This is a genomic window from Bradyrhizobium sp. LHD-71 (genome assembly GCF_031157255.1).
In the GTDB taxonomy this organism is placed as follows: domain Bacteria; phylum Pseudomonadota; class Alphaproteobacteria; order Rhizobiales; family Xanthobacteraceae; genus P52-10.
In genome coordinates, this window is the sequence record NZ_JAVIFX010000044.1 from 13,408 (window position 1) to 27,641 (window position 14,234).

Sequence of the window (14,234 nt, forward strand, 5' to 3'; positions counted from 1 at the left end):
CACGCAATGTCGCGTCGACCGCGAGATGGGGGTTGCAAGATAGTGGGGAATGGTGCGCGTTCGTCGCTCTGGGGTTGCGCCAGGGCGTTTCTGCTGTGCGGGACCGCGGCGCTGGCCACGTTGCACGGCCATCCCGCCGCGGCGTCCGGCTCGCCGAAGCCGTCAAAGCAGGCGCAGCGTGCATTCACGTCCGCAAAACATCAGTTCGAGATTCCGGCCGGATCGCTGCAGGACGCGCTGCAGGCGTGGTCGGCGACGACCAGACTGAAGATCCTCGCATCGGCCGACGACGTCCGGTCGATTGCGGTGGAAGCAGTGTCGGGGGCATTCACGGCGGAGCAGGCGCTGGCAAAGCTGCTGGATTCGACGAACCTGAAATACGCCGTGACCGGCGCGCAAACGGTCAGCGTGTTCGATCCGGGAAACACCCGCGCCCAGGCGACAGAGCTGCCGGAGATTACGGTCAACGCGCCGGCGCATAACAATCCGAATTCGACGATGACGCCGATGCCGCCTTATGCAGGCGGGCAGGTTGCGACCGGCGGACAGATCGGCATGCTCGGCAATCGCGACGTCATGGACACGCCGTTCAGTCAGACCAGCTACACGAACAAGACAATCCAGAACCAGCAGGCCCGGACGGTGCAGGAAGTCATGGACAATGATCCATCGGTCATGGCGACGGCAAGCGGCACCACACACCTGTGGGAGAATGATTCTATTCGAGGCTTTCGAACCTGGTCGTATTCTGCGGGCCGAAGTCTGAATGGTTTGCCCGGCCTGGCACCACAGTTCTCGCCCTCGATTGATTTCATTGAGCGCGTCGAAATATTCAAGGGGCCGAGCGCTTTGGTGAACGCCATGGCGGTGGCGTCCGGCAACATCGGAGGCACGATCAATCTCGTCACCAAACAAGCCTATGATGAGCCGCTGACGCAATTGACGACGCGCTACATGTCCAGGTCGCAACCTGGCGCACATGTCGATGTCGGCCGGCGTTTTGGCGTCGACAAGGAGTTTGGCCTTCGCTTCAACGGATCATTCGACAAGGGGGATACGCCGATCAGTCCGGAGCATGCGCAAAATGGCACGGCGGCACTCAATCTCGACTATCGCGGCGAACGTTTCCGTCTGTCCGCCGACATTGCGCATGTGTCTCGGGATGCCGGCGCGGGGCCAAATTACCTGCGGCCCGCCGCTGATGGTTTCCCTGTCAAGGCGCCGAATTCCGCAAGGAGCCTCCTTCCGTATTGGGCCGAAAGCTCGGTGAAATCCACTGTCGGTATGATACGCGGCGAGCTCGATATTACCGACGACATCATGGCCTATGGTGCAATCGGCGCTCAGCGAAGCGAGTTCAAATCACGCGGCATCGGCCCGGCAGCTCTGTTGGACTCCACCGGAAATTACAGAGTAGAAACGTGGCGGGAACACGGGATGACCGACGTCTTGTCGATGCAAGGCGGCCTCAGGGCGAAGGTAACGACCGACCTGGTCAAACACGACCTCAATCTGAATGTTTCCCGCGGCCGATATGAGCGTTTCCAAAATCCCTTCACAGAGGCAGAGCTATTCCCGGGTTCTATATATAATCCGGTTTTTGGCGCGGAGCCCGCGCGATCCGATTTTGGACCACTCAATAGACGTAGCGATACAACAACCTCCAGCATTGGTATCGCAGACATCATCTCCATGTTTGACGATCGTTTTCAATTTATTGCCGGAGTTCGCTACCAGACAATAGATTCCACAAACTACAGCAGGAACACCAATCTTTTCACCTCGGAATACAACAGCAACGCATGGACCCCGGCCTTCGGCCTTGTCGTCAAGCCGTGGCAGAACGTGTCGCTGTATGCGAGCTATATTGAGGGGCTGGAGATAGGAACGACGGTTCCGGTTACTTACGCCAATGCTGGCGAAGTGTTTCCGCCCTATGTCAGCAGGCAGTATGAAACTGGAGTCAAAGTTGATTGGGGCACGGTGACGACGACCCTGGCGGTGTTCCAGATCGCTCAGCCAAGCACAGTCGATATTGCCTCTACGTCGGGCGGACTCCCGACGCTTGCGCTCGACGGCGAGCAGCGGAATCGCGGTATCGAGCTGAACGCCTATGGCGAACTCATGCCGGGCGTGCGCCTGCTCGGTGGCGTCACTTTTCTCGACGCTCGCCAAACCCAAACTGCCAATGGGATCAATGACGGAGAGAGAGCGCATGGGGCGCCCAGGGTCCGGACGGTGATTGGCGGCGAATGGGATACGCCTTTCATCGACGGGCTGACGTTGGCCGGCCGCTTCACTTACACGAGCAGTCAGGTGATCAACAATTCCAAGCCGGACCTTGCAATTCCCTCATGGACGACTGTCGATCTCGGGGCGCGCTATACCTTCGCCTCGCCGTGGAATGACACACCGATCACCATCCGCTTCAATGTCGATAACGTCTTCAACAAGAGCTACTGGAAGACCGCAGAAGGCAACTACATGTATGCCGGCGTGCCGCGCACCTACCGGCTCTCCACGACATTCAACTTTTGAGCCATGGTCGTGGTTCTGCCACTGGCACTGACCATAGCCGGTTGTTTGTGCCTCTACCTCGCCAGCCCGAATCAAAAATGGCGTTCGCGGCCTCTCCCCCGAACGCCACTATGGGCTGCCGGTGGTTTGCTGCTGGCGGCCGGCCTTGCTGCATGGATTGCGGCATTGCAGCCGTTGTCCGGGTTCTTCGTAGCCCTGCATGTGGCGATGGTTTGTCTCTTCGTCTTTCCCTGTTCGGCCGCCCTCCGCAGCTTCGGGCGGAGGAACTGACATGCCGGGCGAGATGCGTCCTGACTGGTGGGGCAAGGCCAGTGCGGGCGCAGTCCTTGGCTTGGGCCTGGCGCTCTCGCTGGTCGGCCTCTACGCATATTTGGGACCGGGCGGCATCAATGCGCCGGGCGGGCGCTACTCGCTGATGCGCCATCTGGAAGCTATCATCTGGATCGCGGTGTTCGGCTTCTGCTTCCTGTTTCGCAGCGGTCGCGCTGCCTGGACATGGCTCGGCGCGGCGAACCTGATCGCCTTCGCGGCGCTGTTTGCCTGCCGCTTCTATTTTTTCGCGTGAGGGCGACATGATCCGCGCCGATATCGTCAAACTCTACAAAGCCGTCCATAGCTGGATTGGCATCAGTTGTGGTTTCGCGCTGTTCATCGCCTTCTATGCGGGGGCGCTCACCATGTTTCAGGAGCCGATCGCACGCTGGGCGTCACCGCCCGCCGTGGGCGTGGCGGCCGTGCCGCTGGACGATGCGCTTCGTCTTCTCGAATTAGTAGCCGCCGCCCATCCTGAAGCGCGGGAGGAAGGCATCACGCTGCATCTGTGGGGACACGAGAACGAGCCCGCGCGGGTAACGTGGCTCGAGGACGCGCCGTATCAAGAAGGCCAGGCGCATGAGCACGTCCATTGGTGGGCGACGCTAAAACTTGATGGCACGCTGCTGGCCAAGCAGCAGGAGCCGTCCGAACTGGCGGAATTCATCAATGCAATCCACATGCGCGCCGGGATTCCAGGATCGTGGGGATCGTATTTTATGGGGGTGGTCTCGCTGCTCTACGGCGTGGCGCTGATCGCTGGAGTGATCGTGCTACTGCCGTCGCTCGCCAAGGATTTCCTTGCGCTGCGTGTCGGCAAGAGCCTCAAACGCATGTGGCTGGACGCGCACAACGTCGTCGGCGTTACAGCGCTCCCGTTTCACATTGCGATGGCAATAACGGCGACCTCATTGAGTTTCACCGGCCCACTCTGGTCCGTGCAGGAAAGTGTTGTTTTTGGCGGCAAGCAAGCGATCCTGATGGCAGGCGATGATGAGCTATTTGAGTCGCCAAAGCCGATCGGCGAGGCGGGTGCAATGATGGCCCCTTCGCAGTTGCTTCAAAAGCTCAAGATGCAGGCACCCGATTATGAGCCCAGGGTCATGATCTTCAGGAATTTTGGAGACAGAGCCGCTGTGGTGAGAGTCGCCGGAGCCGAGCGTGGCTATGTCGGAGATTCTCATCTCGGAAGCGTCATGCTCAGCGCCGTGACTGGCGAGTTGCTCAAGGACGGCACACGTCCATCGCGTCAGGACCCGGATCGGCGCGCGTCGGAGACGTTCTACGGCCTGCACACCGGGCAGTATGACGGCGCAACGATCAGGTGGGCCTACTTCTTCCTGGGCCTCTCCGGCGCATGGCTGTTCTATAGCGGCAACCTGCTGTGGATCGAGACGCGGCGGAGGAAGGCTCGCAAAGGCGGCGAGGTCGAGCAATCGCGCTCCACGCGCCTTTTGGGCAGCGCGACCGTAGGCGTTTGCCTCGGCTGCGTCGCGGGCATCTCGCTTACCATCGTGGCGGCCAAGTGGCTGCACGGCCGCGTCGCCGATCTCAATGCATGGCACGCATATATCTACTATGCGGTGTTCCTCGGTTCGGTCGCATGGGCCTTTGCATGGGGTGTGGCGCGCTCGGCGGTGCATCTGCTGTGGCTCTGCGCAGCCGCCACGATGGCGATCCCGCTGACCACGCTCACCGCGCTGCTGCCCCCGGCGCTCGGCATGTGGGCGCATGGCAGCGCCGCAACGATCGGCGTCGATGTCGTCGCTTTCATCGGCGCGCTCTGCTTGGCCTGGATGGCGATCTCCACCGCGCGACGCGTCAAGCTCGGCCCTGCCGACAGCATCTGGTCCATCCGCAAACCGGAGAACCGCACGGAGGTGCGTGAGTCCGTCGCCATCGCGGCAGAGTAACCGGCATGGGTCCACGACCAACTCGTCGCCAAAAGCACAACAACGAACTTCCCGACCGGGGAAGTTCGCCGCAGGTTAGCCAGCTACAATTCGCTATATCTCATCTCGGACATTGTCGTAGTCCACGGCATCTTTAAGGAGCTTGGCGAAACTGATTGGGAGAACGGACAGCAAAAAATCATGGACGAAGTGACGCGTGCCGCAAACGACATCAAAGGATTTTCTGCGGCGTTCACTAAGGCGATTTGGCTGCGTAAATTCGGTCAGGAGATGATTTGCGACCAAGTCTTAGAGGTTCGAGGCGCGCCTAGAGCGGAAGAAGTTTTCATTCCGTTCTTCGTGCAAATGCCGGGCGAGCAACCATTGAGCGATCTGACAACTTTCCGCTAGGCCGCCGAGCTCCACGCGACCTCCCATATTCGTGAATAGGTTGACGCACGTCGTTTGCTGCTCAGCGCGCTTCAAGAACGCCAATTCGGCGCGCCCGGCGACAGCATCACACGATTAGCCGGGCGACCGCCGCTTTCTGGATCGTTCGAAATATTCACTGTGCGGATCGTGTCGTTGCCGTATCGGAACATCGCCTGCCGCGCGGTCCCACTGGTCCGGGCGTCTTGCCAAGCGTCGGTGCCTGAGGGGGGCGGTCAAGACCAATCGCTGCGTAATCAAACGCGGGCCGCGGGTAATACTATCGGGAACATGGCACGAACAAGGTCCACGGATTTTCCACGGATCATAGCGTCGTCTTTGCGTTTTGTTCTGTTCTGAGCTGCCGGATGAGGCAGTGCCGCCTGGCCAAAAACCGCAGGAAATCAAGCGGGAGACTGGTGGGCACTGAAGGGATCGAACCTTCGACCTTCCCCGTGTGAAGGCTTGGCCCTTATTCTGCGACCCCTATTTTTATAGGCTTTTCTGCATTCTCACATCTGACCTCACACATTTTTCACACCACCAGATGATGCGCGTACTTCAGAGACCGCAAGCAAAATCAATTATTTAGAGAAGGGGAAGCTCTTCACAATTATCGTATTGAGATCGTTTGCTTTTCCAAATAGGACTGTCCCCGTCGGTTCCTTGAACAGGCGCAGCCCGAGTAGTACGTTGTTTGCATTCCTTTCACTCTAATTCTTTTCGCATATTATCCTCCAATGTCCTGCAGTCGTGGGCCAGCAAACCCCAATCGTCATACGACGTTGAGATTGTTTGCGGATTCCGGCGGTTACTGCCAGAATCCGAAGTGCAGCAATCGGCTGTTTGTCGATACCGGCACCGAGAACGTCCATGTCGCGGAAATGGCCCACATCATCGCGGCTAGCGATAGTGGACCTCGCGCCGACGCCAAGGTCTCGGCAGTGGACAGAGGCTCATACGATAACCTGATCCTGCTCTGCGCCAATTGCCACACGACGATCGACAAGGCCGCTAAAGATTTCCCTGACGTGGTGGTCAGAGATTGGAAACGCAAACACGTCGACCGCATCGCGTCGCTATTCGGCGCGATGGAGTACGCTGACCGCGTTTCGGCGCGTGGGGCGATTGAGCCCGCGCTTGCCGAGAACCGTGCCGTGTTCGATCAGTACGGCCCAAACAATGACTATCGCGCAGACCCGGAGAGCGAGCTGGCGAAGGTCTGGCAGCGGAAGATGCGTGCGATCATACTGCCCAACAACCGCAAGGTATTGACCGTTCTGGACGCCAACAGCCGTCATCTCACCGGCGATGAGCGGAAGACCCTTGAAGCTTTTCGCCAGCACATAGACGACTTGGAAGCAAAGCACATCGGCGAAGGGACTGGCGATGTCGCCAGCCAGTTTCCTGCCGGCATGAATACCATTTTGTCGGGCGCTTAGCATGGCCAATCACACCCCAGTCGAGACGACCCAATGGGTCGCTGAGGCTCTGCGAAAAACTGATGAAGTGTCCAATGTCGATGTGTTGGATGACCAGGTGCTGCGCGTCGAGCGCACGAAATACGCGCCCTTCGTTGCGGGCATTGTCTCGAAGACCCGCGTGCACGCCGACGATATCAGACCATTGGTCGAGTCTACGCACGGTGTGGAGATCATCGCCAACGTTCCGAAGGAGGCCGTCTGGACCGGAGACGCAATTCGCCTGGCTCAGAACAATAGCGTCGCGACCGGCGTGTTCGGTGATCTTTACCGCGTGCTCGGAGAGTCGAACGTGCGAGGCTTTCAGCAGAGGGAGATCGCGTTCATCGAGCGTGGGCTACGCCAGCACGACCGTGTCACGAGTTTCGAGCGCGACTACGACAAGGTCTATCGCCTCAGCCGCAAGGGAGGGTTGCCTGATCTGACGGCCGCGATGCTGAACGAATACGAACTGACAACGGATCATATCCGCACCGCGCGTGACCGTTACGGAAAGTTCGACGTTGCCGTGAACACCAATCCGAACGGTACGATCACTCGTTCTGCCTTAGATGCTGCGAATGCCATGGGCATCGAAATCCTCAAGTGGGGTCCGTTCTTCGGACGCATCAACAAGAAATGACTGAATGCCAGAACACGCCGCTTTCAACGTTTTGCTTGAGGAGGTGCATCGGCTCAGAACCTTGGTGCCCGGCAGCCGGTGGTTCCTATTTGGATCGATCACGACGGCTAGGCGGCCAGTCGGCGACATCGACCTTCTGGTGGTTTGCGAGACGAGCGATGGGTGTGCCTTTGTCCGCTCGGAACTCGGCCCTGCTTGCTCGCGGTGGCCAATTCACCTCTTACTATTGACCGTTAGCGAGGAGGCAGAAGTCAAGTTCATCGAAGGGCAGGGCGCGATCGAGATCGCCGATTCAAGATACCGAGATGGCGCTGATCAAGGAGCAGTCTCCGATGATCGGGACAGTTTTTGGACTGCTGCTCGTTAATCGTTCGCTCGTGACTCTATCCGGTTTCGCGCCGCTGTTCGGGCTTAACGGACGCGCCTTGACCCGCATCGCCTCAATTTATGAGTACACGCCCAAGCGATGGAAAAGCCGCGGGTGGTCCAGCGGATTGCTCAATGCCGGGCGTGGTGGGCGCACATGGGATCGAACCATGGACCTTTCGCGTGTGAAGCGAACGCTCTCCCGCTGAGCTATGCGCCCTGAGCCTCTATGCACTTTTCGGAGGTCTAGCCCAGCCTCGGCGCAAGCTCAAGTTTTTTCCTCGGCTTTGGTTGAAGCACGCGGGTGAAAGCACCCTCGGGCAATCGCGAGGCGCTTCAACCTTTTCGCGATCGTCTTATGCTGACTGGTCTTGTGTGGGGAATAGTCGGCGATTGCATGGGCTGGATTATTAAGCTCGGGCAGCGGGTCTGGGTGACAGATGATCGCCTCGCTCGCAAAGTCTCCGACGCTTAGTCCGTATACAGCTATCGTTGCCCCGCCATTTTCCTGGAACAGGGTGAACGACGCCTCGGGCGTTATGGCACTGGATCGGTCAACCGATAATTTGTTCTGGTCCTTGGGCGTGGGCCTGAAGGGCTGGCTTGACGGCACTCCATCCTCAACGAATCCAGGATGGATCTGCCGAAACAAGACCTCGTCATGGTCCGACAAAGGCTGCATCAGTTTTGGCCTTTTACTCTGTTATCAAATTCATTGAGAAAGTCGGCGCTCAAATCAATAAACGGCGTTGGTGCAATCTCTCTATTGCCTTCAATCTCGACACCGTACAGCTCGACTCCTCCACTGCCGAGAAACTCGACAGTGAGATCCCAACCTTCAACCTCAAACTCAAAGGTGATCCCGCCCTCCAGCGTCGGGTAGACCTTGTACGTCCTCGATAGACTTGGTCTTCTCGAGAGAAACCGGAAGGCATTCTCAAGCGCAGCTGGCGCGATCTTGTCGCCTGAACCGTCGTGCCAGCCCGGCTCCAATCTGCCAATTTCCTCAATCCGCGTCCGGCACCGTTGAACGTGTGCGCCGATCTCTGCGTCAATTAGGCCGACGTCAAAAACCTCGACGATACTCCTGAGCTGATCGTTGTTGTCCATCTCGACTTGAAGATCGAACTGGACTTCTGATTCTATGTTTCCATCAAACTCATCTTTGACCCGATCGGCTTCAAGCGGGATCTTGATTTCTTTGTAAGTGCTTGTCGAAACGAGTATGTGCCCCCCAACGCCAACATCGTCGATTTGGGTACCCCGCAAGGTGCCGACACTTTCAATCCGAGATTGATACGTTTCTCTGACGCGAGTGATCAGGGCCTTGCGACGAACGCTATCCAGATAGACGACGCCGCCATCGGCACCTTTGGTGCCAACAAACTCGATGCGTTCGCTGTTGCGTAAACCTGAGCCGAGTTTGTTGAGAGCGCGAATGTGTTCCGATCCCAAAGATTTTGGGAACTGTCCATGACCTGCTCCGTCAATGAGGGCGACCAGTTGACCGAAAGAACTGTCGACGATGGACTCAAGCTGATCGACAAAGCCTGGAAGCGCCGCCTGCGCGGTAGATCGGTCCCAGTCCAGATTGGGGATCGCACTACCGTCTTCAATTGCGATTAGGTCGAGCGAAATGCTTTTGTCGAAGCCCTTTGGAACGCGCTGCCGATCAGCGTGTAGTGCTCGCCACTCGTCTTTCGCATAGGCAACGAGCAAATCTCGGAATGCTGGCAAATCCGTAAGCACGTCAACAGGCAAGCGCGTGCCGTTAAAGCGTGCCCCTTCGTATCGAAGTTTAAAGCTCTTGCCCAAATCGCCAGATCCGTACGTACAAAATATCTAGCCTTCAAAGCCAATGGTGCCAAACAGAAACGGCAAACACGATTACCGGGATCGTGTGAGTAGGCTAGGTGCAGCGGTGGCTTATGGCGCGGCTAAACCTCACACATTTTTCACATTTTTTCACGCAGGTTCATGCTTTGTCCTGCACGTTGATGCACATAACCGCTAAGCTGATTTCGCTAACGCTTTGATTATGAGACGGAAAATGCGCCAAGACGAAAGTTCCAAATATGGAACTCTCCGTGTGAAGGGGACGCTCTCCCGCTGAGCTAAGCGCCCGGACGCATGGTCCGCGATTTACGAAGCGCAGGGTGGGGTGTCAAGCAAGGAAGAGCCGCAAAAGGCTGCCTCACCGCGCCTGCTGCGCGCGCGAAGCCTGGTTCTGCAGGGCGCGGATCCGGTCTGCCAGCGTCCCCTTGGTCGCGGTCGGCGCGATACTCGGTGCCGGCTCCGGCGCGGCCGGCTTGTTGGCGTTCGCAGCGTTCGGGACGGTGCCGTTCGCGGCTGCGGGCTTCCCTTGCGCGTAACTTTCCTCCGGCGAGCGCGCCTCGACTGCCAGGATCGCCTCGATCGGCGAGTCCGGCCCCTCGAGCGCGATCGCGAGCTTGGCGACCTCAGCGGCGATATCGTTGATGCGCTCGCGCAGCACCGCGTTTTCCATGCGCTCGGTAGCCCACGACGATTCCGTCTGGCCCTTGATCGCGTTCAGCTCGCGCTGCATGGCCGCGCGTTCCTCGCGCGCTGCCGCAAGTTGCTGTTCCAGCACTGCCTTCTCTGCGCGCAACAGGGCTGGCGGATCCGCCGCGACGGCGGACAGCGGACGCGGATTAAGTCCGGGCGTCTGCAGGCTCTCGAGCTGCTGGCGAAGCTCGTGGTTCTCCATGCCTCGTTCGGCCAACATCTTGCCTTGCACGGCGAGACGGTTTTCCAGATCGGTGGCGCGCGCGCTGAGCGTCTCGGCCTCCTTTGTCTGTGTGGCCAGCTGCTGTTCGAGGTCGCTGACACGCTGTGCGAGATTGTCGACGCGTTCGCGCGCGGCTTTCAGATCGCGGGTCGCGCTGCTCGATTCATCGCGTGTCAGCGAAAGCTTCTGCTGCGTCTCGGTGAACTCACGCTCGGCGTCGTTGACACGGTGCTGCAGGGCGATGACCTGGGTGTTGACGGTCGAAAGCTCGACCTGCCGCGTTTCGGCGAGGTGCGAGCGGTCCGACAATGCCTGGCTGAGCTTTGCAAGCTCGTTCTGCTTCTCCAGGAGCTTCGCCTCGGCGTCGCGGAGCGACTGGGTCTTCACTGCGAATTCGTCCTCGATTGCGCCCAACTGCTCCTTGGCGGCCTTTTCGCGCGCCTCGAGCTGGAAGATCGCCGCATTCTTCTCACCGAGTTCGAACTTCATCCGATTGATGGCGTCGGACTTCTTGCCGAGCTCAGCAAGCTGGCTTGTGGTTTTGGCCTTGAGCTGATCGACGTTGAGCTCGAGGCGGCGCGCCGACATGGCGAATTCTGCGCGAAGCTGATCCTTGTCTGCCTGGATCTCCGCCATTGACAGCGGCGTCGACGCCTCCAGCCGCTTGGTGGTCAGCCGCACAGCCCTGTTGTGGACCAGTGGCATGATCGCGAGCCCAAGCAGGGTGGAGACCAGAAAACCGATCGCGAAATACATGATCGGCTCGACCATGGCGCACTCCGACAATTAAGAACTTCGTTACCATGCCATGGAGCACGCCCCGAACGCCAGCAGCACGGCGCGTTAACCTGAATCCGCGGTGTTCGCGGCCAGGGGCATTCCGGCGGAGCGGCCGAGCCGATTAGAACGGATTCCAGGTCGCGGTAGGCGTGAACTTCAGGTAGCCGATATTCGCCCCGAGCCTTAACCCTACCCCGGACCGAATCGGCACAACGACGACATTGTTGGCGGTCAGCGCCGTCATGCCGAAGCCGCCGACGAAATAGGCCGATCCATCGATGCCGGCAAAACGCTGATAGATCGCCCGGGTCGCCGGCAGGTTGTAGACGAGCATCATGGTACGGGCGCCATCACCGCCCCAGTCGAAGCCGACCGACGGTCCCTGCCAGAAGACGCGAAGGTCGCCGGCGTTCTTGGTGTAGAGTGTGCCCTCGCCATAGCGCAGGCCGGCGACGAAGGCGCCGCTGCCTTCCTCGCCGAGGATATAGCCGTTCGGCAGGCCCCAGGTGCTGACCGCGCGCTCGACGACGGAAGCCAGTCCGCGTGAAACGTTGCCGAAGAAGCGGTGACCCGCGTTGACGATCTCGTCCGGCGAAAACGTCTGGTTTGGATTCTGGCCTGGCCGCGGCGCTCCTTGGGCCGCAGCAGGCAGCGTCCCGGCGATGATTGCGAGAAGCAATACCGCGGCAAGGCGCATGACGACTCTCATAGGGGTTCCCCCGTGTAACATACCAGCCAAAGACCCGGCGTTTAACCGGATGCTGACGTCGCCCCGTCTACAATGCACAAAACGTCCCGAATCGAGCTTTTATCAGCGTCAACTATGACGTTACGGCGGCAGGAAAGAAAAGGTTCCGGATACGGGCTTCTGCGGGCGGTCGCCTTGCTGGTCGCACTCTGCGCGCCTGGTACGGTCCATGCGCAGGCGACGACCGAGCGGGTGGTGGTCAACCGCTTTACCGGACTGGCGATCTCCGGGTTCGACCCGGTCGCTTACTTCACCGAGGCGGCGGCCGCGCGTGGCTTCGAACGTTTCGAAGCGGTGCAGGACGGCGCGGTCTGGCGTTTCCGCAACGAGGGCAATCGCGCGGCCTTCCTCGGTCATCCGGAGGTCTACGCGCCGCAATTCGGCGGCTACGACCCGGTCGATGTCGGCCGCGGCAAGGCGGTTGAAGGCCTGCCTCAGCTTTGGACGGTCTATGGCCGGCGGCTCTATCTGTTTGCGAGCACGACCAGCAAGGCTGCCTTCGCCGCCGATCCGGACGGCTTCGCGGCTTCGGCTGGCCGCCGCTGGCCGAAACTGAAGCAGGAGCTTTCGCAATAGTCAGGGCGCCGCCTTGGAGGCATCGCCCCAGGCGATAAATTCCGTCACGGAAAAATCTCCTTTCCGTTCACCAAAGCGCAGTGGCTGGCCGCGGCTGTCGGCGACAAGGCCGCCGGCTGCTTCCAGGATGGCGTGGCCTGCGGCGATATCCCACTCGGAGATCGCCGACAGGCGCGGGTAGATGTCGGCAGTGCCTTCGGCGACGCGGCAGAATTTCAGCGCCGAACCGATCGGCAGGCGCGTCGCACCGGCGTGTTGCCTGATGAAAGCATCCGTCCGGCTGTCGAGGTGGGAGCGGCTGACGGCCGCGATCCACGGTCCGTCCGGCCATCGTCTGACGCCGATCGGCGTCTGGCTCGCGCTGCGTTCGCTGGGGTCCAGCGAGAGCTTCATCCGCACGGCGCCGGATCCGACGACACCGCGCCAGATAAGGCCGAGTGCGGGTGCGGCGATGACGCCGAGCAGTGGCCGGCCGGCAGTGACCAATGCGACGTTCACCGTGTAGTCGTTATGCCCGGCGATGAATTCCCGGGTGCCATCGAGCGGATCGACAATGAAGAAGCTCGCAAGATAGGGCCCCGTCGCGCGATCGACCCGTTCTTCGGACACGACCGGGATGTTCGGCAGCAACGCCTTCAAGCCATCAACGATGATCGCATCGGCCGCCAGATCCGCCTGCGTCACCGGGGAGCCATCCGGCTTGTCCACGGTCTTGATCCGCTTGACGTCGAGGATGGCCATGGATGCGCGCGCCACGAGATCGGTCAGCGGCTCGAGCAGCGTTTCCGCGGCCGCGCGATCAATCACGAATCCGTTTGCGGAACCGCTCATGGGCGTCGGGCAATGCCGATTGCCGGCATTTTGTTGTTGCTGTTCGCCTGCATCTTCGAGATACCTCGCACGTTATCTTCCGGCTTGCGGACGGTGGCGGTTTCGGGATCGCGGTATCCTGCTATGAATCGCATCTGGATGCCCTGATTCGCCGTTCCTGTTCTATGCGGCTCATTCTTGCGAGGAACAACCCTTCATGTCCGGCTCGTCCTCGTCTGCCAGCCTTGATTCCGGCGCAACTCCAGTTGCGGTAGACGCGCTCGATCTTGCGGCGCTGCTGTGCTCGCGGGTCTGTCATGATCTGATCAGCCCGGTCGGGGCTATCGTCAACGGGCTCGAAGTGCTGGATGACGCGAAGAACGCCGATGATCGGGATTTCGCCCTCGATCTGATCCGCAAGAGCGCCAGAAATGCGTCCGCGAGGCTGCAGTTTTGTCGGCTTGCATTCGGTGCCGCCGGATCGGCCGGGGCGCAGATCGACACCGGCGACGCCGAAAGCATGGCGCGCGGCTTCCTTGAAGACGAAAAGACACGGATCACCTGGAACCTGCCGCGAACCCTGCAGCCGAAGAACCGCGTCAAGCTTCTGCTGAACATGCTGATTATTGCCCAGCAGACGATTCCGCGCGGGGGCGTCTTGACGATCGACGCCCTGGGTCAGGGCGACACCGGAGGTCTTCGTATTCGTGCGGCCGGGCTCAACGCGCGGCTGCCACAAAACATTGCCGACCAGTTGGCAGGCGTTCATCAGGGCACGGTCGACGCGCATGCGGTCCAGCCCTATTACACGCGCCTGCTGGCGCAGGCATCGGGCCTGCGCGCGTCGCTGGCAATGGACGGCGACGCGGTGGTCGTGACGGCCGAATAGGCGTGCTGCTGGCCGTCGTTTAAGCTCTCTTAACTGAGGGCT

General features: G+C 59.9%; 13 protein-coding genes and 1 tRNA gene. 8 read left to right on the top strand and 6 right to left on the bottom strand.

Features of this window, described 5'->3' with window-relative positions; genetic code table 11:
* Positions 1-408 precede the first annotated feature (408 nt).
* The 6 genes from RCO31_RS32140 (at position 409) to RCO31_RS32165 (ending at position 7,274) form a co-directional block, all read left to right on the top strand.
* The gene (locus RCO31_RS32140) at positions 409-2,538 is read left to right on the top strand and encodes a TonB-dependent siderophore receptor (protein ID WP_308972449.1); all 2,130 of its coding nucleotides are present in this window, start codon (positions 409-411) and stop codon (positions 2,536-2,538) included.
* 271 nt (positions 2,539-2,809) lie between these two features.
* Positions 2,810-3,103: a hypothetical protein gene (locus tag RCO31_RS32145; RefSeq protein ID WP_308972450.1), complete on the top strand. Its 294-nt coding sequence runs from the start codon at positions 2,810-2,812 to the stop codon at positions 3,101-3,103.
* A gap of 7 nt (positions 3,104-3,110) precedes the next feature.
* The gene (locus RCO31_RS32150; RefSeq protein WP_308972451.1) at positions 3,111-4,763 is read left to right on the top strand and encodes a PepSY-associated TM helix domain-containing protein; all 1,653 of its coding nucleotides are present in this window, start codon (positions 3,111-3,113) and stop codon (positions 4,761-4,763) included.
* A 180-nt stretch (positions 4,764-4,943) separates the two neighbouring features.
* Positions 4,944-5,153, top strand: coding sequence for a hypothetical protein (locus RCO31_RS32155; protein WP_308972452.1), 210 nt, complete (start codon positions 4,944-4,946; stop codon positions 5,151-5,153).
* An 809-nt stretch (positions 5,154-5,962) separates the two neighbouring features.
* Complete coding sequence (locus RCO31_RS32160) at positions 5,963-6,613, top strand: HNH endonuclease (RefSeq protein WP_308972453.1); 651 nt, start codon at positions 5,963-5,965, stop codon at positions 6,611-6,613.
* A 1-nt stretch (position 6,614) separates the two neighbouring features.
* Positions 6,615-7,274, top strand: coding sequence for a hypothetical protein (locus RCO31_RS32165; protein WP_308972454.1), 660 nt, complete (start codon positions 6,615-6,617; stop codon positions 7,272-7,274).
* A 511-nt stretch (positions 7,275-7,785) separates the two neighbouring features.
* On the opposite strand, the gene RCO31_RS32170 is transcribed toward RCO31_RS32165, so the two are convergent.
* The 5 genes from RCO31_RS32170 to RCO31_RS32190 form a co-directional block, all read right to left on the bottom strand.
* A tRNA-Val gene (locus tag RCO31_RS32170) sits at positions 7,786-7,860 on the bottom strand.
* 48 nt (positions 7,861-7,908) lie between these two features.
* Positions 7,909-8,322, bottom strand: coding sequence for a hypothetical protein (locus RCO31_RS32175; RefSeq protein ID WP_308972455.1), 414 nt, complete (start codon positions 8,320-8,322; stop codon positions 7,909-7,911).
* Positions 8,322-9,455, bottom strand: a complete 1,134-nt coding sequence (locus RCO31_RS32180; RefSeq protein WP_308972456.1) for a hypothetical protein — start codon at positions 9,453-9,455, stop codon at positions 8,322-8,324. Before RCO31_RS32180 ends, RCO31_RS32175 begins: the two co-directional genes overlap by 1 nt.
* Positions 9,456-9,834: 379 nt before the next feature.
* Positions 9,835-11,160, bottom strand: coding sequence for a hypothetical protein (locus RCO31_RS32185; RefSeq protein WP_308972458.1), 1,326 nt, complete (start codon positions 11,158-11,160; stop codon positions 9,835-9,837).
* 130 nt (positions 11,161-11,290) lie between these two features.
* A complete protein-coding gene (locus RCO31_RS32190) occupies positions 11,291-11,878 on the bottom strand; it encodes a DUF1134 domain-containing protein (protein ID WP_308972460.1) in 588 nt (195 codons plus the stop codon).
* 114 nt (positions 11,879-11,992) lie between these two features.
* Here RCO31_RS32190 and RCO31_RS32195 point away from each other — a divergent pair, with 114 nt between their 5' ends.
* Positions 11,993-12,493 carry a YHS domain-containing (seleno)protein gene (locus tag RCO31_RS32195; RefSeq protein ID WP_374991565.1) on the top strand — a complete coding sequence of 167 codons (501 nt, stop codon included), beginning with the start codon at positions 11,993-11,995 and terminating at the stop codon, positions 12,491-12,493.
* Here RCO31_RS32195 and cysQ read toward each other — a convergent pair whose 3' ends face one another.
* Positions 12,494-13,324 (bottom strand): 3'(2'),5'-bisphosphate nucleotidase CysQ, encoded by an 831-nt coding sequence (gene cysQ, locus RCO31_RS32200; RefSeq protein ID WP_308972462.1) that lies wholly within the window; start codon positions 13,322-13,324, stop codon positions 12,494-12,496. It abuts the gene before it with no gap.
* Between the two features lie 196 nt (positions 13,325-13,520).
* On the opposite strand from cysQ, the gene chpT reads away from it, so the two are divergent.
* Entirely contained in the window at positions 13,521-14,192 is a 672-nt protein-coding gene (gene chpT, locus RCO31_RS32205; protein WP_308972463.1) for a histidine phosphotransferase ChpT, read from the top strand.
* Positions 14,193-14,234 lie beyond the last annotated feature (42 nt).

What these genes read in the sequence shown, in the direction of transcription:
- RCO31_RS32175 (WP_308972455.1), bottom strand. Translation starts at nt 8,322, where the DNA reads ATGCAGCCTTTGTCGGACCATGACGAGGTCTTGTTTCGGCAGATCCAT.
- cysQ (WP_308972462.1), bottom strand. Translation starts at nt 13,324, where the DNA reads ATGAGCGGTTCCGCAAACGGATTCGTGATTGATCGCGCGGCCGCGGAA.
- RCO31_RS32195 (WP_374991565.1), top strand. Translation starts at nt 11,993, where the DNA reads ATGACGTTACGGCGGCAGGAAAGAAAAGGTTCCGGATACGGGCTTCTG.
- RCO31_RS32145 (WP_308972450.1), top strand. Translation starts at nt 2,810, where the DNA reads ATGCCGGGCGAGATGCGTCCTGACTGGTGGGGCAAGGCCAGTGCGGGC.
- chpT (WP_308972463.1), top strand. Translation starts at nt 13,521, where the DNA reads ATGTCCGGCTCGTCCTCGTCTGCCAGCCTTGATTCCGGCGCAACTCCA.
- RCO31_RS32185 (WP_308972458.1), bottom strand. Translation starts at nt 11,160, where the DNA reads ATGGTCGAGCCGATCATGTATTTCGCGATCGGTTTTCTGGTCTCCACC.
- RCO31_RS32150 (WP_308972451.1), top strand. Translation starts at nt 3,111, where the DNA reads ATGATCCGCGCCGATATCGTCAAACTCTACAAAGCCGTCCATAGCTGG.
- RCO31_RS32165 (WP_308972454.1), top strand. Translation starts at nt 6,615, where the DNA reads ATGGCCAATCACACCCCAGTCGAGACGACCCAATGGGTCGCTGAGGCT.
- RCO31_RS32190 (WP_308972460.1), bottom strand. Translation starts at nt 11,878, where the DNA reads ATGAGAGTCGTCATGCGCCTTGCCGCGGTATTGCTTCTCGCAATCATC.
- RCO31_RS32155 (WP_308972452.1), top strand. Translation starts at nt 4,944, where the DNA reads ATGGACGAAGTGACGCGTGCCGCAAACGACATCAAAGGATTTTCTGCG.